A 24,208-nucleotide genomic window follows, 5' to 3' on the forward strand; every position below is an offset into this window, starting at 1 on the left:
GAGTTAAGGAAAGCAAAGCGCAAAAAGGATGTCAGTAAAGGAAAATAGGTAAGAGGAAGAACAACCTGTTGCAAGTTAAAGAGTTAAGGCAAACAAAGCGCAAAAGGAATGTAAGTAAGAAGAAATAGGTAAGAGGAAGAGCAACCTGTTGCAAGTTGAAGAGTTAAGGAAAGCAAAGCGCAAAAGAAATGCAAGTAGGTAGAAATAAGGAAGAGAAGGAGCAACCTGTTGCAAGTTGAAGAGTTAAGGAAAGCAAAGCGCAAAAGAAATGTAGGAAGAAGAAATAGGGAAAAGAAAGAGCAGTATGTTGCAAGTTGAGGAGTTAAGGAAAGCAAGGCGCAAAAGAAATGTAGGAAGAAGAAATAGGGAAAAGAAAGAGCAGCATGTTGCAAGTTCAGGAAAGAAAGTTGCAAAAGGAATGCAAGAAAAGCAGAATAGAGAAGAAAGAAACAAAAATTTGTAAATATCTGTTACAATAAATTAAATATAATAGTAGTTAAGATTTTTATACTGAGAATTATTTAATTGTGATCCATGGTTTAGGGAGGAAAAGAAAGTGGATAACTTATTACAAATGTTTCGAGATGCATTGTTAATCTCTGAGCCAATTTATAAAACTAACGAGCTAGTATGGAATAAGTGGAATGCATATTTTAAAGATGTTGAAAACAATAATAATAAAGTACTCACATCACCTCATGCTTCCCCATCATTTACTGCATTAGTGTCTTGGCTAGAGAAAAAACAAGAATCCGGTACTACATTAGTACAAATTTATGCCAAAATTGATTCCTATAAGGAAGAAATATATAAAGAAATTGAAGGATTTATAGACAAAGAATTCCAAAATATAGCTTCTTCAAGTTCCATAATAGTAGAAAATGATCAAAATATAGAAGAGACAAGTATAGTAAACCATGAGGATTATTATGAGGTAAATAACTCTGCTGTTTATTATAAGCTAAGAGATGGGATTGCAAAAAATCAATTTGAAGAAGATGAATTAAGTAAGGTTTTACAATATCCTATTGAAACAAAATCTTCTAATGGTGTAGCCCAGCTTTCTTCACACAAAGATGAAGATTTAAGACTTACTAATATAGAAGAAGCTGCTCGATGGAATACTCTTGTCGATGATGTAATGAGTAATATGGATGATTTAACGGCAGATTGTCTAGATGCAATTACAATACAATGGATAAACGAAGCAAAATCTCCAGACGAATTCATTGATTTTTCTTATGAGCAAGTTTTAGAGATGTGCAACATTCCAAAAACAGTAGTCAAAAATAAGGAATACTATAGAGCGGAAGATAAAATTAAAATAGCAAAAAGAATTGCGGCTTTAGCAAGTATTTTTATCTATTTAAATGATGAGAATGAAGTCGTAGTATTAAATGATCGTGAAGATGAAGGGGAACGACTAGAATTAAAGCGTGAGGTTGTTAAACGATTATTTGTATTAGATTCGGTTGTATTGTGGAGACATAGTGTTACAAATGAATATATGGGTATTGAATCTTGTCGTATTAAGCCAGGCAGCTTTTTAACCAATTATTTATACGGATCAAATAATACAACAGCATTATTGTCTAAAAAAGCACTTGAATACAATAGTTATAGACACAAATATCATAAAAGGTTAATACGATACTTAACATGGCAATGGAGAATTAGACAAATGTATTCATCATTGAAAAAGCCATATTCTATAGGTGGGGACAAAGGCCTGCTAGCAGTAATGGATATCCCGAAAGATTGGAAGCCTAATCGTATTAGAGAACAGTTAGAAAACGTTCTAATGGATTTAGAAAATGAAAAAGTAATCTCTCATTGGGAGTATAGTGATCCACTGGATGAACAACAAATTGGGAAACGTAATTGGTTTAAAAATTATTACACTAACTTAGGAATAACGATTTTGCCACCTGAAGAAATGTTACAGTCAATGGATAGGGTAATAGGAAAGAAGAGTATAGAGGAACCACAAGAGCAGTTACCGGAAGTAACAGTTGTTAAAGAAATAAAGAAGACTGTAGAATCAGTCGAACAAATAGAGAAAAAGATCCGTGACAAAATACTGAAAGTACACAATGAAAAAAAGGTAAGCATTCGTGAAATAGCAGATGAAATGAGTATTTCTCCGTCTACATTATCTAGGTTTTGTAATTATAAAACAAAACGTTTATCTAAAAAAGCATTAGAAAAGCTAACAAAATGGTGTGAAAGGCAAGAAATATTAGAAAAGATGTAACATAGACTAAATATTTCTTTTAATAATAGTCAAAGTAAAATACACATACATTATGTATGTGTATTTTACTTATTATTACCAATAATAGTCTGAATTTTCTTTATTGATGGTGGTTTTGGCGGGCGAAGATCCTACTGGAAAGTCATTATAGTTATGCTGTTTAATCCACTGCAATTAAATTTCTTGTCTTATCGATATGGTTCAGTAACATACGATATTCTTCTTCATACATAGTGATACGTTGTAGAAGAGATTGATTCTCTGTTTTTAAATCTTCAATTTGATTTTGTAATTTTGTCAATTCATTCACATCTTTATAATTTTGTAGAAAGAGAATAATATCATCTAATGTAATAGACAAAGAGTTTTTTTCTTTTTCTGATGGGGAGAGGGGAATGTTGTTTCCCATTTTTCGGTCTTGTTTTGCTAGTTGTATTTCTTCTTGGTATTGTTTTCTCACATATGAATTCCAACGAAATCCACAAGCTGCGGGTGTTCTAGCTAGTAGTTTTGCTACTTCTTTGAATGCAGCTAACTGTGTTCCACCGTTACGAATATTCTGAAGTACTGTTGATGCGAGAAGTAAATCGTTATCATCAGTCCAGGAATCTTGTCTTGAGATTACCACGTTTTAACCCCCCTTATATGTTTTATATTATATATATGCAATTACTCAAAATGATAGAAGTTTAACTTCTCTTGAAATAATTGGGAGTAAGTTGGTAGAAGTATGTATGATTTTACATGCAAAATTGCATTTAAGGTTGACTATTTCGTAAAGGTGTAACTATAATGGTTACAGTTGTGCAACTGAATTAATAAAGTTGTTGGTATGAATTGGTTGTATTAATGATGTATAAACAAATATTAAAAAATGAATGGGGTTGAAAATATAGTCCTACATATAAAACGTTTGTATAAAAAGAAATTAGGTAATATACATTTTTTTATAACTATATACTAATAAGAAGAGGTGCATGTTTTGAAAATTTTTAAGGGAATTTTAGTTTCTTCAATTGCATTAACAGCATTTAATGGAGTAGGCGGTATACTTCCAAGTGAAAAATCAGAAGTTGCCTACGCAGCTACTTATAATTATTCAAATAAGCAATTGAATTCCACTGTACATAAGCAAGTTACTAAACAATTAATTTTAAAATTTAAAAATGAAGCGAATTTACCATATCAGGATGGAATAGAAAAATTCATTAAAGAAGAAAAACAAGATCCTGAATTAATTGGAATTTTAGCTGAATATCCAAATGTAACTATAAATCGACTTTTTAATTCTTTAAATCCTAAAGAAATTAAAAATCTTGGTAAAGAAATAAAAGATTCCGATCATATTTCTTCTAATTTGCTAAACTATTATATTGTAGAAACTCAAGATGATATTGATGTACAAGCATTACTTACAAAATTTGAAAAATCATCTCTTGTTGAAACGGCGTATTTACAGGAAGAAGAGGCGCCACCAGCAGAGCGTTTGCCAAACTTATCTGTTAATCCATATGATGAGCCTAGACTTACAAGACAAGGTTACCTTGAACCAGCACCATTAGGAATTAATGCACCTTATGCCTGGAGCATAAAAGGTGGAGATGGAAAAGGAACTACTTTCGTAGATATGGAGTATGGGTGGTTATTTAATCATGAGGATTTAGTGAATCAAAAGATTGAACTGATATCTGGACAGAATAAAAGCGAGCACCATGATCATGGTACCTCAGTCTTAGGAATTGTTTCGGCAGAGGATAATAATATAGGTGGAATTGGGATCGCACCGAAAGCTAAGGTAAAGGTTGTATCTCAGATTAGGGATAACGGAAATTATAATACAGCTGATGCTATTTTAAGTGCGGTTAACAATATGCAAGCTGGAGATATTCTTTTACTAGAGGCACAAGCAACTTACGATGGATATGGAGATAAGAACTATTTTCCTGTGGAAGTAAAACCAGACATATTTGATGCAATTCGTATGGGAACAAATAAGGGAATTATTATTATTGAAGCAGGTGCAAATGGCGGAAATGACTTGGATCAATTTAGAGACCGTAATGGTAAACAAGTTTTAAATCGTAATAGTCCTGATTTTAAAGATTCAGGGGCAATTATGGTTGGGGCAGCTTCTGCAAGGGTTCCTCATAAGCGTTCATATTTCTCTAATTACGGTAGTAGAGTGGATGTGTATGGATGGGGGAATGCAGTAGATACTACAGATGCTAAACCAAGTGAATTTATAACAAATTTATATACATCTAGTTTTGCTGGAACATCTAGCGCGTCACCTATTATTGCTGGTGCTGCAGCATCAATTCAAGGAATAGCAAAAAATAATCAGGGGAGAGTATATACACCAAGTCAACTTAGGGATATTTTAAGTGATTCTAGCACCGGAACGAAATCAAATGATCCAACTTCTGATAAAATTGGTGTTTTACCTGACTTAAAAGCTATTTTATCTAAACTTGGTTTTTCACCAAACTTAGGTAATGATTCTTCCATTGTATTTCCTGAGGAACAAGAAATAAATAAAGGAAATAAGGGAAATGAAGGATCTACTATTACATTCCCGAAAGAAGATACCGCTAATAGTGGAGAGGACTCTAGCTTTATTTTCCCAGAATAATAGAAATACCTCCTATTAAGCATGGGACAAAATAGTTTACTCAATAAGAACAAAGGATATGAATTCAATAGAAATATGAATTTATATCCTTTTTATTTTAAGCTGTTTTTACTACCTTACAAAAACGTAATGTTAGCGTAATGGAAATGAATTTTGGCAGCCAATAGATTAGGATATAATTTTTGTGAGAAAAGATATGAGGTGAATAATATGAAACGAATAGTGCTTATGTGTAGCTTTTTTGTGATGTTTACTGTGTTGTTATCCGGGTGTAATTTAAATCGTCTTGGTACAGATACATATTATGTGCAAATTACCAAGGATGGTGAAAAATTAAAAGAGAAAAATGTAAATGGGGATACGACTTACGAATATAAATTACCTGGATTTGATAAGGATGGTAAAGAGAAAGAAATGGAGTTTACAGCGTTAAAAAACCTTCGTAAAGAAGCGTTTTTACGTATATATTACTCTGAGAAAAAAGGTGTGAAATCTTGGGAAGAAGTGAAAAAAGATGAACTCCCTACAAAGGTAAAAGAAAAATTAAAGGTGGATTAATATATAATTCTTTATCATTTTATCCAAGAAGACTCCTTCCTCAAGGAGCGTGAAGGGTCACAGTCCAGTGAGTAGGTGGGAGATGAATTGGGTTTGAACAAGGGATGGCGGGAAGCCATCTTAATTGTTCGACATATAGAAAGTATTACTCCACTATCTATCGAATGTACGTTTGGTGTATAATGGTCATATACCGAAATGGAGGTGAATCAAATAATGATGAATAAAGCCTATAAGTTTCGTATCTATCCAAATCAAGCACAAGCAATTCTAATTAACAAAACGATTGGGTGTTCTCGTTTTGTATTCAATTATTTCCTATCCTTATGGGATCATGCATACAAAGAGACAGGAAAAGGCTTGACCTATGGTACATGCTCTGCCAAACTACCTGCCATGAAGAAAGAGCTTGTTTGGCTAAAAGAAGTGGATAGTATTGCGATTCAGTCGTCCGTTCGCAACCTTGCGGATGCTTATACGCGCTTTTTTAAAAAACAAAATAGCGCACCGCGCTTTAAATCTAAGAAGAACAACTTACAATCTTATACCACAAAACAAACAAATGAAAACATTGCCATTATAGGGAATAAAATAAAGTTGCCGAAACTAGGCCTTGTTCGATTTGCCAAAAGTCGTGAAGTAGAGGGACGTATTGTAAATGCTACAGTTAGACGGAACCCTTCTGGTAGATATTTTGTGTCACTATTAGTTGAAACAGAAATACAAGAACTTCCGAAAACACATTCTTACATTGGAATAGATGTAGGACTAAAAGATTTCGCTATTTTGTCAAATGGAACACACTATAAAAATCCGAAGTTTTTCCGATCATTAGAAGATAAGTTGGCGAAAGCACAGCGTGTTCTTTCTAGAAGAATGAAAGGATCTTCTCGCTGGAATAAACAACGAGTAAAGATAGCTAGAATTCATGAATACATATCAAATGCTAGAAAAGATTACTTGGACAAAATCTCAACTGAAATCATCAAAAACCACGACGTTATCGGTATAGAGGATTTGCAAGTATCGAATATGTTAAAAAATCATAAGTTAGCAAAAGCAATTAGTGAGGTATCTTGGTTGCAATTTCGATCAATGTTAGAATACAAAGCAAAATGGTATGGCAAACAAGTCATTGTCGTATCGAAAACATTTGCTTCCAGCCAATTATGTTCCTGTTGTGGATATCAAAATAAAGACGTTAAAAATCTAAACCTACGTGAATGGGACTGTCCTTCTTGTCGTACACACCATGATAGGGATATTAACGCAAGTATCAATCTAAAGCATGAAGCGATAAGGCTTCTAACCGCAAGGACTGCGGGGTTAGCCTAATCAATTAGAGTTCGATAGAACTCTTTACTTAGGAATCCCTCACTTCTAAACGAAGTGAAAGTGGGGGTAGTTCAATAGAGCAATATATCCTCAAACTATTAGAATGTATATTGTGAAATAGGCGAAAGTTCTTTAGAGTTGTTAAAGTAAGAGGCTGACAGTTATTGTCAGCCTTTTAATTTTGCAGGAAGAAAATAAAAAAGGCATTTAACAGGAAAGTGTTGGATTATTAACAATTATTTAAGATCCAAAGCTACAATATATCTACTCCTGAACTATAATAATTTTAGGTCAGAAATAAGCTTCTGATTTTGTGAGGAGTTAAGTACTAAAAAAGCTTAATTTTGTTTACGTATTTATAGTCGTTTAAAGGATTTATGATTGGTTATGATATAATAAAATTCAAGTACAATAAGGGGGATTAATTAAATGATTTTTCAAAGCATGATAACAGCTATTATAGAAAAATTACAAGAGACGGTGAATCCCTATTGGATAATTGTGTTTGGATCAACGGCTGAGAACAGAGAACGAGAAGATAGTGATATTGATATAGCTTATGTAAGTGACACAACATTAGGGAACTATGAACGTTTTTTATTAGCACAGGAGCTAGCTAACATTGTTCAGAGAGATGTTGATTTAGTTGATTTATCCGAAGCTTCTACAGTTTTTCAAGCTCAGATTATACATACAGGAAAGACAATATTTTGTTCCGATGAAAAACGTAAGGTTATTTTTGAAATGAAAACTTTAAAAATGTATTCAAAATTGAATGAAGAACGACAGGTAGTATTTGATGATATAAAGAAAAGAGGTTCTATATATGAAGAATGAGGTTATTTTAAATAAAATTTCTACAATAGAGCGTTGTATAAAAAGAATCCAAGATGTGTATGGAAATGACCCTGAAAATTTAGAGGACTTTACAAAACAAGATTCAATAATATTGAATATACAAAGAGCTTGTGAAGCGAGTATTGATCTAGCAATGCATATTGTTGCTGGGAAAAAATTAGGACTACCCCAATCTAGTCGAGAGGCCTTTGATTTATTGGTTACAGCAGGATTACTTAGCGCTGATCTAGCAAATAAGTTAAAGGCGATGGTTGGATTTCGTAATATTGCTGTTCATGATTATCAAAGTGTAAATTTAGATATTGTTCGTCAAATTATTGAAAAACATTTAACTGATTTCAAACTATTTACGAAGGAAGTAATGGGGATATTGGAATTTTAGGCGAAAGAACAGAATAATAAAGCTGAGAGATAAAGTAATTCTATGACTAAAAAACCAGCTATTGAAACAATTACTTAATTTCGTAAGAAGAAACGCGGTCATAAGATGAGTTTGTTTTTGATTTTAGCGAATAAAAACAATATAAAATAATAGAGTTTCAAAAAAATAGCCCTCCACCAGACCTTTTTTGGTCAGATGGAGGGCTATTTTTTTTCATGTTTTGACAAGTTGCGGTGAGATAAGCCTGCATTTGGACAGACTTCAGCCCCCGAAATCGAGCATATCGATAGCCATGTAGTTCTTTGGCGTCCGCAAAGCTTCGCTCTATAGTTGAATAGCGTACTTTGTAAAACTTTTTCCCTGTAACTGTTAGTTTGTTTTTTCTAGCGATATCCTTATATTTCTCCCATATATGATGAGTGATAACTTTTTGTTTCTTTGAAAAACATACCTCACGTAGCGGACAAACAGCGTAGTCTTCTGGGTTGGATTTATATTGATGATATCCTTCACGATCCGTTGTCGCATACTCTAAAATACACCCCATCGGACAAGCAAATGCATTCATTTCTTCTACATATTTAAATTGGCTTTTTGACCCTTTACGCTCCTTGAGGAAGGAGTCTTCTTGGCTAAAATGATAAATTTGAAGCTATAAAAGCAACAGAATTATGTAATAAGTGAATCAAAAAAACAACCCCAAAAGCAGACATGGTAACCTGATATTTTTCATTCTTTTTTTTATATACCCAATAAGCATAGTTATATAAAAGACCAATTATCGTTGTACCAACTATATAAGTGATTCCATATGGATGATTTAATCCAAATATAATTGAAGCTATTAATATGATAAGGTAATCGTGATTTTTAATGTAAGGAATCCAACTTAATAGCCAAAATAAAAATACTTGAAAAACTATTGTTTCATATATAGGTGCCGCTAATACCCCTAATAAAACTTGAAGAATAAGAGGTGCTTCTGTTATTGGGTTTTTTTGTATTTCAGGTAAGAATAGATCTAATGGTATTACAAATAAAAATGATCCTAATAAAATAAGAAAAATAAAAGAAATGGTAGGCAAAGCAAACATAAATCTATTTATTTTTTTGAGCATATATATTTCTCCTATAATCTTTTATTACATCTATACGAAAAGTAATAAATAATTGAGTCTCTTTTTGTTTGACATGTTTTTGTCTACTATTGATGAAAACCGTTCTGTAATTGAATTCTTGGCTTATATGTAGGTGTAGCGATAAAGTAGGGATATATTAACACTATATTGTTAATATTAAAATATTAAAGAGCTAAGTGAGATATTAAGTTCACACCAATTTTATGATGAATATAATATCAAGCCAGTTAAGGAAATATGCTGTATAGGACACGCTTGTACTGTTTATTTTACTATATGAATATTTAAGTGCATATAGTTTTGGAGGAGTATGTATTTTTGCATTTTTTAATACAAAAGTTTTTTATTAAAAATTTACTTTCTGCGCTACCTCATATGAATTTAAGACACTTGAAGAGTAAAGGCCAAAAGAGTCTAAGTTTAGATTGTACAGGTAAATATTATAATATTATAGAAAAATAAGGGAAAAAGTTATAAAATAGGAGATTGAATTAAACTTTCAGATTTTATTGTTCTGCAAGATAAAAATAACTAAAGATGAGGCTCTTAAAAATTCTTATCTTTATTTAAAACTAACGATATTATAAAAAATCCTTGCTGAAGGTACTGCAACAAATCTAATTCGAAAATCTTTAGGAGATAAATATGGAATTTTAAATATTCTTAGTCGTCTATAAAACATTATAGCAATTATTATAGGCAAATCCTTTAATATCATCGATTTAGAAGAAATCAGTACAAATAGAAAAGATGAAGTGGTAGAAGTATTACGTCTTCCTTTTAATAGATTTCCAAGAGCAGCTGGACATATAAAAGATGCAATTGTAAATGAAAAAAATTGGAACATTTAGTTGAACGATTAGTATGCCATTTTAAAGTTTAAATTAATAACAGAAAGAGCACCTCTTAATATGTTACTACTTTGTTTTTGTATTGTTGAAAATAAGAAAGGAGAAATCAATGAAAAAATATTGGCATAAGCTATCGTTACTTCAAAAAAATGTATTACTAACGGTATTAGTAATTCTGACCCTTGTTGGAAGTATGGGAGCGTTAAGTTTTAATATGTTTCAAAATAGTATGATGTCTATATTTGAGAGGCAGTCTTTTGAAACAGGTGATGCGGTATTAAATCAATTAGATCTAGAAATAGTAAGAGATGTAGCAAAAGACCCCACAGCTCAAAGAGTGAAGAAAGAAAAATTGACAGAGCAATTAAATAAATCTATAAAAGATATGAAAAGTGTTGGACAAACATATGTTACAGGAGCCAAGCTAAATGAAAAAGCTGAATTACAAATAGTAGCTTTGGATACAGAATTAGCAAATACTGTTTCTGTAAAACCAGGTGAATACTATGAGCAGCCTACTTATTGGATGAAAACATATGATAAAGTAATACAAACAAAACAGGCACAAATGACAGAAGTGTATGAAGATGAATTAGGGTTCTGGGTAACAATTTTAGAGCCAGTTACAGATGAAAATAAAAATATAATTGCAATTGTTGCAGCGGATTTGGAAGCTTCTATTATTCCACTTACAAAGAAAAACTTTATGATACAAGGTTTACTATTTATTATAATTTCATTAACTATCGCAATTACAATTCAAATATTTATCTCACGAAACTCTCTATCGCCTTTAAAGGATTTACAAGAAGGGTTACGTAAAGTTGGTGAAGGGGATTTAAGTATTAAATTGAATGAAAGATCTGATGATATAGGGATAACTAATATCTATTTTAATAACACTATTAAAAAGTTTAATAAGATTATAGATAAAGTAAGGGAGACTGCTGAACAAGTTTCGACATCTTCACAGGAATTGTCGGTAAGTACAAAAGAGAATAGCATAGCCTTTAAAGAAATTGCAAGTGCTATTACAGGATTAAATTTAGGAGCACATTCTCATGAATATGTAGTGCAAAAATGTTTAGGGATTGTTCAAGAAATGGAAAGTAAGATGAAAGAAATTAAAGGAGCTGCAAAACAAGTTGGCAATGCTTTGGAAGACATGGAACAGCATTCTGTAGAGGGAAAAGATTTGATTAAGCAAATCGTGAATCAAATGAAAAGAATCCAAGATACAGTTCAGGATGTATCTTCTAGTATTTATGCATTCGAAGCACGATCTAAGGAAATTCATGAAATTCTTACTGTAATTACAACCATTTCAAATCAAACAAATTCATTAGCTTTAAATGCTTCTACTGAATCCTCATGTGCTGGAGAGATGGGGGAAGAATTTTCAGGTGTTGCGGACGAGGTACATATATTAGCGGAAAGAACCGAGGCATCTGCAAGGGATATAGCTAAATTAATTGGTGAAACCCAGGCTGAAGCAGAGAGAGCTGTAAGATCCATACAGAAGAGTTCAAAGGAAGTAGAAGTAGGAATAACACTTGTTCAAAGTAGTGGTGCTTTTTTTGAAAAGATTTCAGAATCTGCACAATCTGTTACAAATCAAATTAAAGCGACTTCGAATCATTCAAGTGAAATTCTAACAGATAATCAAACTATTGTTCAGTTTATAAATGAATTATCACACATTGCGAATACATATGTGAATAGTAGTAGTAATGTGGAGACAAGTATGAAAGAGCAAGAACTATATGTACAAGATATTGCAGAGTTAGCAAATTCTCTAAATTGGCTCTCGCAAGAGTTACAGGGGTTAATAGGGGAATTTAAAAGTAAGTAGGATAGAAGAAGGTAAAGGTATAGGGTATGACCTATACCTTTATTTATTCCCACATAAGGGATGAAAGCTTAGGTATATATGTAAAATAGCTAAACGAATAATTTTTTTGCATATTTTGTTGGAAATAGAGCATGATATTACCAAATTCAACGGAGGTGTTTAAAAAATGCAAATTCGCGAAAATAATAATTCAAACGAAATCTTAATAGCAGCTGCAGCAAGTGCAATTGAGCAAATGAAATATGAAATTGCTCAGGAGTTTGGTGTTACACTTGGACCAGATTCAACAGCACGAGCGAATGGTTCAGTAGGTGGTGAGATTACGAAACGTTTAGTTCGTATGGCGCAAGAGCAGCTATCTGGTCAATATAAAATTCACTAAAACTAAAGGTATATCCCATTAAAGGGATATACCTTTTTAATTTGTTTTTAAAGAGAAGCGTTACATTTTTTATTGTTGGTTAAGTTTAGAAACAGCAAATTTAGCTGTAAAATTCATCTTCTTCATGTACGTAGAATTTACACCTGCTTGAAATTGTACAGAAATATTACCGTCTTTTTGCGCTTTGAATACGCGACCATATGGGGAATTAGCATTGAATGTGCCAATTACTTGATCATCTGCATCAAAGACCGTATAAGAAATTGGGAACCCTGAATTTTGTACAAAGACTGTAAGTTCTTCCCCTTTTTTTAGATTAAATGATTCTTTTTGAGACACTTCATAGGAACTCATAGAGTAGTATTTTGTGACTTCTTGGATTTCTAAATTCGTAGTAGCTGCACTCGCTTTTGATGCCTCAGCCCCTGGTAGGTTCATACCTGACAATACTGCAATTCCTAGTGCCCCTGCTAAAATCAATTTTTTCATAATAGTATTTCCTCCTTTAATATATTGTGAGATTGGAAACGAAAGTGAAAATATCAATCCCTGAAACCATTATAGTTACAATGAGAATTATTTTCAATGAGGATTAGTATGTAATTTTGCATATATAAAGTACTAATATAAGGTAATCATTCAAGTTTTGAAGTATTCTTAACAGAAGGGAAGGAAAAATTTAAAAAATCATGAGTGATATTGTAACCGAACTTTATATCTTTTGAGCATATTCCGTTTGGATCAAGTGAATATATTATTAATTTTATTTGTATTCATTTTTTATAATGAAACATTTTAAGGTTGATAAAGTTTTATTGTATGGAATTATTAAACAAAAATGATAAATTATATGTTATTATAAAAAGGCAATAAAGTACATCATCCTGACTTTATTGTATGTGTTTAGCCTATGTATGTCGTTTGTATTAGAAATAAGAAGTCTCTTAAAAAGAGACTTCTTATTTTTTGTATGGAGGGGGTATTACAAATGATTGATTACTATCAAATGTTTTTAATTACTATGGCAGGTATTGCCTTGTTTTTTTATATACAACATGCTGGAAAACCAACGAAAAGAAACAAATGGAAGTTTTTAATTGTAGTATTTTTATTTTACCTTTTGAATTATTTATTTCTTAAATTTATATAAATAAATGTAGGAGGGGGATACGTATTGAATTCTAAAATATAAGAAAAAGGAAGGTATAATCCTTCCTTTCATCATCCAGTATGTCCATGTGAATATTTAATAACATTTATAGTACTTTGAGAGCCTGTTGAAGAATTTGATCCAAAAGTTACTGTTACAACAATTAAGATACCCAGTAAGCTAACCGCTAATTTTTTCATTTTAATGCTCCTTTTTTAAAGTTTTTTTCACTGGCTTTACTAGCTTCATAATAGTAATAGCTGGCTTTTTTATGATTATTTTCTTTGTAAAATTGGGTTGCTAACTTTTCAGTATATTCATTTATATACTCATATAGTTCTTCGCGTTCAAAATAAGAAATTCCTTCTAAAACAGTTTTTTCTATATCAGTAGCACAACTATTTAGATTCATTTTTTCTAAAATCTTAAAGTGATGTATATAGCCTTCAATTCCCAATTGAGTAGAAAGCTGTAGGCCTCTTTTTATTAATTCTTGAGCAATTTGATGTTCTCCTAATTTATAATGTTCCCTAGCTTCAATAAAAACAGCTTTATAATCGCTAGGTAGCTTCTGATTAACTTCAGATAAATAACGTAATGCTACCTCGGATAAATTCTGTGTAGCATACATAAATCCTAGATTGTGACGAACAATCAAAATATTGTATTCTAAATTTTCTTTTTGGAATGTATCCATAGCCGAGATAAAGTGTTCCTCAGCTAATTCCCACTCCTTTAAATGAGTACATGCTAATCCATATAGGTTATTACAGAAGGCAACTTTCAATTCATACCCAGGATGTTTTGAAAATATATCTTTCGCCTTCATTACATGATTAATACATAAAATCGATTTATGTGTATGACAATAGAAAATGGCCAACTCATAATGGAATTCAGCATGTTCAATCTCATCAGGAATTGTTTCTAATAGGTATTCAGCTTTATCGTAATGTATTTTTGCAAGGCTATGATTGCCAGTAACATTGGAATGAATGGCTTTAAAGAAGTGATAATAGTATGAAAGGAAATCGTCTGTAGGAGTTTTATAAGCATCACTTTGTTTAAAGCTATCTTTAGAAATACTTAAACTATCAATTAAATATTGATGTCTAAAATCTAGTAGTGAGAAGTATAATAATATAGTTTGATTTTCCTCTATGTTATGGATTTTGTTTTCGATTTCTTGTTTAAGTAATTGAGCGGCGTCTACATGCCTAGCTCTAATTTCTTGATACCATTCATTTAATAAATGAGTTATTTGCTCGTTCCCCTGTATATGAACATTCATTGTTCAATTTCATCCTCTCCAAAGATATTATTCAGCAATTAGTATCATATCAAAATTTTACTCTATTAAAATCTATTCCAACTCATTTTTCAATATAAAACAGAAAATTTAGAAATAAAAAGGTTGAATGTATATAAACACATCCAGTAAAGAGAAGATATTATTTAGGATAATTTATAATAACTTGAAAAGTAAGCATAATAAAAAATTTGTACTTCAAATAGAAGGGGGTTATGGGAGCCCCATTAGCTAAATTACTTTTATAAAAGTGTTCGCGGGAAATGAAAAAAATTTAATGAATGAATTACAGAAGAGATTATTTATAAGATAACATGACTTGGCCCTAATGGAGAGAAGGTTAAAATCGTTCGAATATATATAATTTGCATATTACTTACACAAAGCGATAAAACAAATAGTAAATAATAATTTATAGGTTGTATGTACAGTCGAAAATTATGTCGATTGTAGAAGAGAAACACATGAAGTTTTTTTGAGGTTTGTTTAGGTTAATTACTACTTGAAAAAAGGAACAGCTAGCAAAAGCTAACTGCTCTATTCATGGAAATAGGATTATATACAGTATTGAAGGAACATTTATTTTAAATTCAATTTATCTAAAGTAAACATTTCAACTGAAATAAAGGCTGGACCTAATACAGAACCTAACTAACCTAATACATTAAAAGAGGTATATGTTAAGTCTTATAATTTAGAAGATAGCAAACGTCAAAATACCAAATACTAAGCATCCAAAATGTTTGTAAAGATTTAATCGTTTTTCTATAATCAATTACAAGCTTTTTTTGCTGTTTGTATGATTACATTCACTAACTGGTTTAGTAGCATGTCCTTGTTTATCTGTACACCAAGATTGAGATTGAAATGCCAGAAACATACCTACCCATCTCTTTTCTTCTTCAAATTGAATAAGGATGCCGCCATCTTGCCAAATTCCATCGTCACCTGTCCAATTAGAGCTATTGCCTTGATTCATATGAATATCATGAATACCTCTACCTGGTGAAAAACCAAAATATTTATCCTTATTGTTTTCATTTTTGAATTTTTCCCCGTAAGCGTAAACAGTAGCATTCTTCTCTTTAGCTTCATTAATATATCGATTCACTTTCTCATTTAAATCATTATCTGGTCCATTTTCTGTTGCAGGAAGGGGAATCATTTTTGTTGGATCAAACAGGTTACCACGAACATAATCTAATGCAATGTCTTGGTTATCGTTGGTGACTTGTGTAAATCCTTCTTCTAATGTTGGAATAATTGTGATTTGTTCTGAGTTGAAATCTTCACTTACATAGTATAAAACCTCTGAAGGACTATCTTGAGAGGCAACGTTGATGGCAATTCGATAATCATTACCAGCAGCTTTAATATGTACTTCGTAATGAGGAGTACGATCCTTTGAATTTACGGGTCTCACATCAAAAACTTTACCTTTTAATACTCCATATTTAAATAAGGGCATGACTATTAAAACCTCCAGTTTAATTTAATATCGTTGCAAAGTTATAATTTGCTAATGATATCTATTTTATGTATTAATTGAGAGTGATTTTAAATTGGTAATTTATGAAAATATTCTTATATACCTATAAATGTTTCCTATGTATAGTTTAGTTTTTTAGATAAATAATACATTTGATTTGTGTTTTATTACATAAAAAGGAGATGATTTATATGGATATCGGTAAAATAAATGTAGAAGAATTACAAAGAAAGCTAGCTGAGGCTAATGCAACCTGGGAAGCAGAAGAAACACATTTATCATTACTTACAAGTCAAGAACAACAAAATTGGTTAGGGCTTACACCTCCAACGAATGCACAAAGTATTACGGAAATTGAACAAAAAATACCTTCCATTTTAGAATCCATCCAAACTGAGACTTTAGGAGCAGTAAATTTACCTCCTGTCTTTGACTTGCGAAATATAAATGGGGAAAATTTTGTAACATCAATAAAAAATCAAAAAGATTGTGGCTCATGCGTTTCTTTTGGAACAATAGCCACTGTAGAAGCGAGCTTACGCATGCAACACAATGATCCAAATCTTCAAGTCGATTTTAGTGAGGCTCATTTGTTTTTCTGTCATGGACAAGCTGAAGGTAGAAATTGTAGTACTGGATGGTGGCCTCCAAGTGCTTATGAGGCTTTAAAAACCAAAGGAGTTGTTGATGAATCTTGCTATCCATATGATGAAGGGCTAACAAAAAAAGATTGTAGTGGATTATGTACGGATTCAAATAATCGCCTTACAAAAATTAAAAGTTATACAGAATTGACGGGGAACCCTGCAAAAATTAAGGAGTGGTTATCTACTAAAGGACCAGTAAGCGCAGCTATAATTGTTTACCAAGATTTTTTAAGTTATAGAAAAGGCGTATACAAACATGTCACAGGTAATCAGGTTGGAGGACATTGTATATCGATAGTTGGCTATGATGATAGCCAAGGCTGCTGGATCTGTAAAAATAGTTGGAACAACACTTGGGGCGAACAAGGTTTCTTCCGTATAGCATATGGAGAATGTGGAATAGATCATTGGTGTAACCATGGTGTGGATGCTATTTAAGACCTTTATATTACGAGGAGAATACTTATAAATAGTTAAATGCAGCTATGTTGGAGTATTTTGGTGCCAATTTATTATACAAGTACGTTTTTAGTCATAGGATAATTATAATACATATAAGTTATATGCATCCATCCAAAACATATCTTAGTTATTATTGAGGATGGATGTATATAGCAAGGAGGTGTTGAATTATGATATTAACCAAACAAGATTCTGGACGTACTGTTACTATGAGTATAGGAGATATTTTTTCTATACAATTAAAGGAAAATCCAACAACAGGATATCGATGGGCATTAGGGGAAATAGAAGGTATTGAATTAGTACAAGATGATTTTAAGTTAAGTAATAATGGTATTGGTTCATCTGGTTTAAGAATTTTTCAACTTCGTACCACAAAGGATGGGGTATATGAGATTTATATAAAAAATTGGCAAGAATGGTCAGGGGAAGCCTCAATTGTTGATCGGTTTTATATTACAATTCATGTATCTTAAGTATAAATGAATTTTATATTTCTATATTAAATTGTGTTTCAATCACTTATGTTATCAGTATAATTTTTTATTTAGTATTGAAAATAAACTGTCAGAAATGGCGGTCTCAATCGGATTCTTTCACTACATAATACTGTCAGTACTTGTCTCAACAATCTTGTAGCTTTTAACGTTTATTATTCTGTCGGCCCTTTAAAATGTAATTAATATAAAACAGATACCCCTTGTTATGAAAAGGAGAAATCATCTTCATTGTACAACTCTATAACAAAATTATTTCGAAAGAAATAAGTATTGCTAACAACCACTGTTATATCATAAATATTACGTATGACATTGTTAAATTTTGCATAGAGAACAGGAGCAGTTCCAGTTCTCTATATGATGTAAATATTACTTTCCATTGGGATAAGATGAGATCTTTGGTTATTAATTCAATGGCTTGTTTAAGCACAACTTTATACCGATTGATTCGTACTCAACATTCAAAAGGGTGAGATTTAATAATTAGTATATTGATGTCCCTCCTTAAGGAAATAATTCTATAGTTTCAGCACCTAACGCGTGGGTAAATTCTTTATATAGCACCATGATTGGGTTTATGCTGTTTTCAATTTTTTTTAAAAGTTCTAAGAATCTTTCACACCTGTAAGTTTTATTTATCTTTCTACCTACCATAAGAAAGGTGGAGATATGTACAAAGATCATTGTAAATAGATAAAACCTCATTTATTTCTAGACTAATATATTCTGGATCCACAGGTATATTAGTAGTCTATAAGGCTAAAGGTTAGATATAGAAAGGGGAGTCATATCTCAATGCTTCAAATGAAAGTATTACATTGAAGATAAGGAGAAAGGCGAACGATAGGAAAAAGTATGATATATATAATAATAATAAATACAGCTATAGAGGTTGGATTAGGGGAGAATATATACTTTGCGTAAGACGTTTGATAAGGATATTAAAAGAATATAGCTATTGTTAATAGAGGTATTCAATTATTCATCCAAAAGAGTAATAGGCTAGTTGAAAATTCAAGTCCTTTCATTTCGTCATTTCCTATTATAAATAGTTAATAGGAAATTTAAATGTTTATATATTAAAAATATATTTAATGTTGTGTGGATGTTAAAAAAGTAAATATATTTTAGAGGCATAAATTTCCTGATAAGAGCTATTTTATAAATAATCTTGATAATAAAAACCTTATTATGTAATATATAAGTATATTGTTAGTTTATTTGATTCCGTTTATTCCCACACCTTATGTGTTGTGGTAGAGTTGTAGAAACAAGTTTTGTTCTTGTTTTGATTTTGAAAGGGCTTCTTTGAGCCGATTAGTGTATATAGCTTATTTTGCTATGCACGATTAATCGACTTAAAGAAGTCCTTTTTTTGTTTAAGTGGATATATGTAGAAGACATTGAGTCAGAGAGAAAGATCGTTGTTTAGAAGGAATGTGTAAAAAAAAGAAATAAAGGATAGAGCATCTAACAAAAAGAGTTATATGAAATTATAGTAAGTTAAATCTCTTATAGAGATTTCAAAATACCGAAGTAATAAGCGCAGTTAAAGGGGAAGGTCTCAAATTTTAAAGGGACACAATAATGCATCTATAGAAGAGGAGAATAAAAATTGAAACCAACTAGAGAAAAGTACGTAATTAATGGGGAGTATACAATAGAACGTAAGCTTTTACATAATGAAATCATTAAATTATTTCTAAATGATCAACCGCAGCAAGAGCAGGAACCTGAAGCTATATTACTTGGTGGTGGTTCTGCTGCTGGAAAAAGCTCAATTGGAGAGTTAGTAAGTAAGGGATATAAACATCAGAAACAAAACATGGTTTGGATAGATCCTGATAAGATCAAAGAAAAAATACCAGAATATCAAGAGTTAACAGAATCTGGGAATATTGAGTTAATGAAACAAGCAGCTTTTTTAGTTCATGATGAAAGTAGTGATATTACCATGAAACTTTTAAAAATCTGCATGAAAAGAAAAATAAATTTTATGTATGATGGTACAATGAAAAATGAAGTAAAATACAAAAAGTTAATTCAACAGTTAAGACTAGCAGGTTTTAGTATTAAAGTAATTATTGTAGATGTTCCAATAAAGGTTGCTTTAGAGCGATCCAATTTGCGTTTTAAAATAACAGGAAGATTGGTACCCCAAAATATAATTGAAGAAAGCCATATGAAAGTAGCGACTACTTTTTCTAAAATTAAAGATTTAATAGATTGCTATACTTTATATGATAATACTGGGAAGGAACCAGAAGTTTTTGCTTTTAAAGAATCAAAACGAGCAAAAGAAATTATTGTTGATGAATCTCGAAATAATCAATTTATCGAGAAATCAGCTCTTGTTTTTTAGTGAGTATATATCGTATAAATTTTATAAAATAATTAATGGATTTTATCCTGACATTTTATTATATTATTGATATAATAAATACAGGAGGCGATATAAATGGAATTTAAAGACCTTATGAATTATATTGAAGAAAATAAAGAAGAGCATTTTCATGATTTAATCGCTAAAAATGAACGGGAAATTGCAAAAAAAGAAGAAGAGAAATAAGAAATTTAAAATAGAAGAGTTGACCTTTTGGGTCAACTCTTTTGTTTTTATAAATGGATATAAAATTGAATTTCTCAATTGTTGAGTAAAAGGAATTGCAGAATTTTTCTGTAGAAAAGGTTGTTTGGTATTGAAAATGAAACAGACAATTTGCTAATCATAGGAGAGTTTTTTAGTATTATATTAAATAGAAAACAGCGTAATGAGTTAACGCTTTAGGAGAGAGTATATGAATCATTTTATTGTTATGCAGGGGCATACATATCAAGAGGAAAAAGGATTAGAAATTATTTGGTCACCTAAAAAGGATAGAGGCGGTAATGTACCACATTCATGGAAAAGAATGATGGATGTAAAAGAGGGGGATCGAATCTTTCATTATGTAAAAGGGAATATTGTAGCAGTTAGTATAGCTGAAGAGGATTGTAAGGAATCGAATAAACCATCGATTATGAAAAGCCATGATCAATGGAATGATGAAGGCTATTTGGTATCTTTAAAATATCATGAGTTAGAAAAACCAATTAATATACGTGAGAAATTTGAAGAGATATCGCACCTGTTGCCAATTAAATATTCACCTTTTCAATCAGATGCAAATGGAAACCAAGGTTATTTATATCCATGTAATGAAGAATTAGCCCTTAAATTAATGGAACTAATTGGTGATTCAAACATTTATAAAATAAATGATGAGCAATTAGAGTTAGCAGTTGATCCGGTAAGAAGGACAGAAAACAACACATTAATTCCGGTTATAGCTGAGACGGAATCCGAAGTAAAAGCGAAAATCCGAATTGGACAGCAAAAATTCAGAGAAGAATTAATGGAGATTTGGAATGGAAAATGTGCATTATGCGGAATAAATTTACCAGAATTGTTAAGAGCAAGTCATTCTAAGCCATGGAAAGATAGTACAAGTAGGGAACGCTTAGATCCGTATAACGGTGTACTACTGTGCTGTAATCATGATGCTCTTTATGATAAAGGGTTTATCACATTTGATGGACAGGGACGACTGCATATTTCCTCATTAATAGTGGAAACAGATTATTTGAAATTTGGATTAATACCAAAAGCTAAGATAGGAATTCAACCGGAGAATAAATTATACTTTAAGTGGCATAAGAGGAATATTTTTAAAGTAAAATAGTATAATTTTTAACTTCAAGGACAGGAAGAACATAAGAGAGACGAATTGTGTTATCCAGTAAAGGGGAATGGTACATGTATAACTGTAATCAATGTGGAACAGAAATGATTATGCAATTACAAGATAGATATAGAGAATATTGTCCCAAATGTGAAGAGCTTAAACCAAATAACTTGGTATACTATAATCTATATGAATTACTAGATTATATGGAAGCGAATCACTACATGAGTAAGGAAAATATGCTACTTAATTTTTTGAAATGGGAGTTTGATTTAACGAAAGGGAATATATTCAAGTTATATCTAGACATAGATAAATATGATCAATCCAATGATGAGGATTTTACAAGACAATTAGAGGACTATATGAAGGGAATTCGATTAAAATTAAATGTTAAATATGAAGATAATTATATTTGGATTAAGGTTAATTAGATGGAATTCCAGATGTAATGAGTTTTGTTTTAAAGAGATAATAAGTAATTGAGAGGAGATTAATAGTGATGGAAGATTTGCAAAAGGCAGTAATAAAATTTCGAGATGAGAGAAATTGGGGGCAGTTTCATAATGCGAAGGATCTAGCAATTTCCTTAAATTTAGAAGCATCAGAGTTGCTTGAGGCTTTTCAATGGAAGTCTAGTGAAGAAGCAACAGAGACGAAAATGCAGGAAATAAAAGAAGAAATGGCCGATGTAATGATCTATTTACTTATGCTAAGTGATAAATTAAATATTGATCTAGAAGAAGTAGTACATGCTAAGTTGGAAAAGAATGCAGAGAAATATCCTGTAGAAAAAGCATTTGGAAGTAATAAAAAATATAACGAACTGTAAAGCGATAATCGTTTTACAGTTTTTTGAAATGGTTATGAGAAAGCAGATGGTTGAGATCATGATTTGGATGTATGGATTGTATTTTAAAAGTATGCAATCCACAAATCCTCAAATATTCTTAAAATTAAAAAGTAGGGAGTTATTCAAATGCTATCATTTGCAGCAAAATTATCATCATTTTACATCATTAAAAAGAAGCGAAAAGAGTTTGAGCAAGGTTGTATTAGAGACCCTAAAATAGATGGAATACCAGTAGTTTATATTCAGCGAGATAAAAAGAATATATATGTAGGTAAGTCCACAGATATTTATGGCCGTTTCATTGCACATTTAAATGATGAAGATAAAACATTCAAGGAAGTTATTGTGATAAAGAGTGATTTATTTAATGAAAGCTCAATTAAACATATTGAAACATTATTAATTGAATATTTATTAGCGGATGAAAAATTTAACTTACTGAATAAAGTCAGAGGACAAAAAATTCATTCCTATAATGGAATTGAAAATGTTGAAAATATGTTTGGAGAAATTTGGGCTCAGTTAATGAAAGAAGGTATAGCTAGTGAGATTTTAGGTGAGATACATAATAAATTTATTTATAAATATTCACCATTTAAAGAGTTATCGGCAAATCAAATTGAGGTTTGCAAAGACATTTTTAATACAATGCTTACTACATCAAATAGTCGACATTTGATTACAGGGGACCCGGGTACCGGTAAAACAATTGTATTAACAAATATCTTATATGCGCTTGCTTATGATGATAAAACTGGTAAAGCACGTGAGGGGCTGTCTCATGAAGACATTGCACTTATTGTCCCACAAAATCATTCTTTAAATTTATATAAGAGCTTAATGAACAAACTAGGTCTACAAAGTATTACAGTACTGTCACCTTCACAATTTATAAAGCAGGCAAAAAGTAGGGGCACAAAATATAAATATGTTTTTGTGGACGAAGCCCATCGTCTGAAACAATATTTTGGTAAACAAGCACGTGATTTAAAACATTTAGTCACCGATAATGGTTATACAACTGAGTTGGAGTTAATAGAAAAACTTGCGTATCACTTAACTGTGGTTTATGATCCATACCAAACAATTCGACCTGCAGATATAGATACAGATGTATTCCAACGGTTGACAGCGAATTATAAGAGGCATCCCTTACATAAACAATTCCGTTTAAAATCTGGAGATCAATATCTAGCATGGCTGCGTAAATATCTACAAATAGCAAATAATGTTGGAGTGTATGAAGAAGGGTTATTGCAGGGCTATGACTTTAAGGTAATGGACTCTATTACAGAATTAAATGAATCTATGAAAATGTTAAATGAAAAACATGAATTATGTCGTGTAGTCGCAGGTTATTCTTGGGAATGGATTACACAAAAGGATAAAAATCACTATGATATAAAAGATCCCGTTACAGGTGAGACATTCAAATGGAACTCAAAGGTAAAAGGTTGGATTAACTTTGAGAATAGTATAGAGGAAATAGGATGTATACATACTACACAAGGTGCGGATTTAAATTATGTTGGAGTGATTTTAGGAGCTGAAATTGATTGTGATTACGCAGGTGAAGAAAATGGAGACTATGATTTAAATAAGGCTAAGATTGTAGTGAATCCAAAAGAATATAAAGATCGAAACGGTCTTCCAATTAAGGGAACAGATATAAATAATGAGGAGTTAACATCCTATATTAAACGTATTTATTATGTATTATTATCTCGCGGAATAAATGGATGTTATGTCTATGCAGTAAATCAAAATATGCAAAGATATTTAAAGGAGATAGCAAAAGTAAGTCAATAATTATGAAAAGGGGTTACCTTT

The 24,208-nt window shown here is 31.3% G+C and carries 23 protein-coding genes and 1 pseudogene; 17 read left to right on the forward strand and 7 right to left on the reverse strand.

Annotated elements, in window-relative coordinates; genetic code table 11:
* Positions 1-304 precede the first annotated feature (304 nt).
* Positions 305-463 (forward strand): hypothetical protein, encoded by a 159-nt coding sequence (locus tag AB6801_RS23235; RefSeq protein WP_002062822.1) that lies wholly within the window; start codon positions 305-307, stop codon positions 461-463.
* A gap of 93 nt (positions 464-556) precedes the next feature.
* The gene (locus AB6801_RS23240) at positions 557-2,254 is read left to right on the forward strand and encodes a helix-turn-helix domain-containing protein (RefSeq protein ID WP_016090252.1); all 1,698 of its coding nucleotides are present in this window, start codon (positions 557-559) and stop codon (positions 2,252-2,254) included.
* Positions 2,255-2,414: 160 nt separating this feature from the next.
* On the opposite strand, the gene AB6801_RS23245 is transcribed toward AB6801_RS23240, so the two are convergent.
* Positions 2,415-2,882, reverse strand: coding sequence for an RsfA family transcriptional regulator (locus AB6801_RS23245; RefSeq protein ID WP_000237072.1), 468 nt, complete (start codon positions 2,880-2,882; stop codon positions 2,415-2,417).
* Between the two features lie 354 nt (positions 2,883-3,236).
* Here AB6801_RS23245 and AB6801_RS23250 point away from each other — a divergent pair, with 354 nt between their 5' ends.
* The 5 genes from AB6801_RS23250 (at position 3,237) to hepT (ending at position 8,019) form a co-directional block, all read left to right on the forward strand.
* Positions 3,237-4,886 (forward strand): S8 family peptidase, encoded by a 1,650-nt coding sequence (locus AB6801_RS23250; protein WP_098318304.1) that lies wholly within the window; start codon positions 3,237-3,239, stop codon positions 4,884-4,886.
* A 210-nt stretch (positions 4,887-5,096) separates the two neighbouring features.
* Entirely contained in the window at positions 5,097-5,444 is a 348-nt protein-coding gene (locus AB6801_RS23255; RefSeq protein ID WP_000822910.1) for a YxeA family protein, read from the forward strand.
* Positions 5,445-5,660: 216 nt separating this feature from the next.
* Positions 5,661-6,779, forward strand: a complete 1,119-nt coding sequence (tnpB, locus tag AB6801_RS23260) for an IS200/IS605 family element RNA-guided endonuclease TnpB (protein WP_016099952.1) — start codon at positions 5,661-5,663, stop codon at positions 6,777-6,779.
* 429 nt (positions 6,780-7,208) lie between these two features.
* Positions 7,209-7,616, forward strand: coding sequence for a type VII toxin-antitoxin system MntA family adenylyltransferase antitoxin (gene mntA / locus AB6801_RS23265; protein ID WP_000577229.1), 408 nt, complete (start codon positions 7,209-7,211; stop codon positions 7,614-7,616).
* Complete coding sequence (hepT, locus tag AB6801_RS23270; protein ID WP_000787540.1) at positions 7,606-8,019, forward strand: type VII toxin-antitoxin system HepT family RNase toxin; 414 nt, start codon at positions 7,606-7,608, stop codon at positions 8,017-8,019. The genes mntA and hepT overlap by 11 nt, the downstream gene beginning before the upstream one ends.
* Positions 8,020-8,142: 123 nt before the next feature.
* On the opposite strand, the pseudogene AB6801_RS23275 reads toward hepT, so the two are convergent.
* Positions 8,143-8,617: pseudogene (locus tag AB6801_RS23275) on the reverse strand (transposase); the annotation flags it as partial.
* 34 nt (positions 8,618-8,651) lie between these two features.
* Positions 8,652-9,137 (reverse strand): CPBP family intramembrane glutamic endopeptidase, encoded by a 486-nt coding sequence (locus tag AB6801_RS23280; RefSeq protein ID WP_000913856.1) that lies wholly within the window; start codon positions 9,135-9,137, stop codon positions 8,652-8,654.
* Positions 9,138-10,118: 981 nt separating this feature from the next.
* On the opposite strand from AB6801_RS23280, the gene AB6801_RS23285 reads away from it, so the two are divergent.
* Positions 10,119-11,861: a methyl-accepting chemotaxis protein gene (locus AB6801_RS23285; RefSeq protein WP_016090258.1), complete on the forward strand. Its 1,743-nt coding sequence runs from the start codon at positions 10,119-10,121 to the stop codon at positions 11,859-11,861.
* A gap of 166 nt (positions 11,862-12,027) precedes the next feature.
* Complete coding sequence (locus AB6801_RS23290) at positions 12,028-12,243, forward strand: alpha/beta-type small acid-soluble spore protein (RefSeq protein WP_001167047.1); 216 nt, start codon at positions 12,028-12,030, stop codon at positions 12,241-12,243.
* Between the two features lie 69 nt (positions 12,244-12,312).
* Here the strand turns inward: AB6801_RS23290 and AB6801_RS23295 are convergent, their stop codons facing one another.
* Complete coding sequence (locus tag AB6801_RS23295) at positions 12,313-12,732, reverse strand: hypothetical protein (RefSeq protein ID WP_061663374.1); 420 nt, start codon at positions 12,730-12,732, stop codon at positions 12,313-12,315.
* 499 nt (positions 12,733-13,231) lie between these two features.
* On the opposite strand from AB6801_RS23295, the gene AB6801_RS23300 reads away from it, so the two are divergent.
* A complete protein-coding gene (locus AB6801_RS23300) occupies positions 13,232-13,393 on the forward strand; it encodes a hypothetical protein (RefSeq protein ID WP_000568477.1) in 162 nt (53 codons plus the stop codon).
* Between the two features lie 71 nt (positions 13,394-13,464).
* Here AB6801_RS23300 and AB6801_RS23305 read toward each other — a convergent pair whose 3' ends face one another.
* The 3 genes from AB6801_RS23305 to AB6801_RS23315 all read right to left on the reverse strand — a co-directional run bounded on the left by AB6801_RS23305 (position 13,465) and on the right by AB6801_RS23315 (position 16,170).
* Positions 13,465-13,593, reverse strand: coding sequence for a hypothetical protein (locus AB6801_RS23305; RefSeq protein WP_000732002.1), 129 nt, complete (start codon positions 13,591-13,593; stop codon positions 13,465-13,467).
* Positions 13,590-14,684, reverse strand: coding sequence for a Rap family tetratricopeptide repeat protein (locus tag AB6801_RS23310; RefSeq protein WP_001100598.1), 1,095 nt, complete (start codon positions 14,682-14,684; stop codon positions 13,590-13,592). Before AB6801_RS23310 ends, AB6801_RS23305 begins: the two co-directional genes overlap by 4 nt.
* A 793-nt stretch (positions 14,685-15,477) precedes the next feature.
* Positions 15,478-16,170 carry a YukJ family protein gene (locus AB6801_RS23315; RefSeq protein ID WP_097842800.1) on the reverse strand — a complete coding sequence of 231 codons (693 nt, stop codon included), beginning with the start codon at positions 16,168-16,170 and terminating at the stop codon, positions 15,478-15,480.
* Between the two features lie 212 nt (positions 16,171-16,382).
* Between AB6801_RS23315 and AB6801_RS23320 the strand changes: the two genes are divergently transcribed.
* From AB6801_RS23320 to AB6801_RS23350, 7 genes are all read left to right on the forward strand, one after another.
* A complete protein-coding gene (locus AB6801_RS23320; protein ID WP_098341289.1) occupies positions 16,383-17,276 on the forward strand; it encodes a C1 family peptidase in 894 nt (297 codons plus the stop codon).
* A gap of 194 nt (positions 17,277-17,470) precedes the next feature.
* The gene (locus AB6801_RS23325) at positions 17,471-17,776 is read left to right on the forward strand and encodes a protease inhibitor I42 family protein (RefSeq protein ID WP_097842802.1); all 306 of its coding nucleotides are present in this window, start codon (positions 17,471-17,473) and stop codon (positions 17,774-17,776) included.
* A gap of 1,639 nt (positions 17,777-19,415) precedes the next feature.
* The gene (locus tag AB6801_RS23330) at positions 19,416-20,162 is read left to right on the forward strand and encodes a zeta toxin family protein (RefSeq protein WP_097842803.1); all 747 of its coding nucleotides are present in this window, start codon (positions 19,416-19,418) and stop codon (positions 20,160-20,162) included.
* 436 nt (positions 20,163-20,598) lie between these two features.
* Positions 20,599-21,522, forward strand: a complete 924-nt coding sequence (locus AB6801_RS23335; protein ID WP_097998845.1) for an HNH endonuclease — start codon at positions 20,599-20,601, stop codon at positions 21,520-21,522.
* 74 nt (positions 21,523-21,596) lie between these two features.
* On the forward strand, positions 21,597-21,959 hold the full coding sequence (locus AB6801_RS23340) for a hypothetical protein (RefSeq protein WP_065705238.1): 363 nt from the start codon (positions 21,597-21,599) through the stop codon (positions 21,957-21,959).
* Between the two features lie 68 nt (positions 21,960-22,027).
* Positions 22,028-22,357 carry a nucleotide pyrophosphohydrolase gene (locus tag AB6801_RS23345; protein ID WP_097998671.1) on the forward strand — a complete coding sequence of 110 codons (330 nt, stop codon included), beginning with the start codon at positions 22,028-22,030 and terminating at the stop codon, positions 22,355-22,357.
* A gap of 147 nt (positions 22,358-22,504) precedes the next feature.
* Positions 22,505-24,187: a DUF2075 domain-containing protein gene (locus AB6801_RS23350; protein WP_098436410.1), complete on the forward strand. Its 1,683-nt coding sequence runs from the start codon at positions 22,505-22,507 to the stop codon at positions 24,185-24,187.
* Positions 24,188-24,208 lie beyond the last annotated feature (21 nt).

The organism is Bacillus sp. RCC_6_1, assembly GCF_041360755.1.
In the GTDB taxonomy this organism is placed as follows: Bacteria; Bacillota; Bacilli; order Bacillales; family Bacillaceae_G; genus Bacillus_A; species Bacillus_A cereus.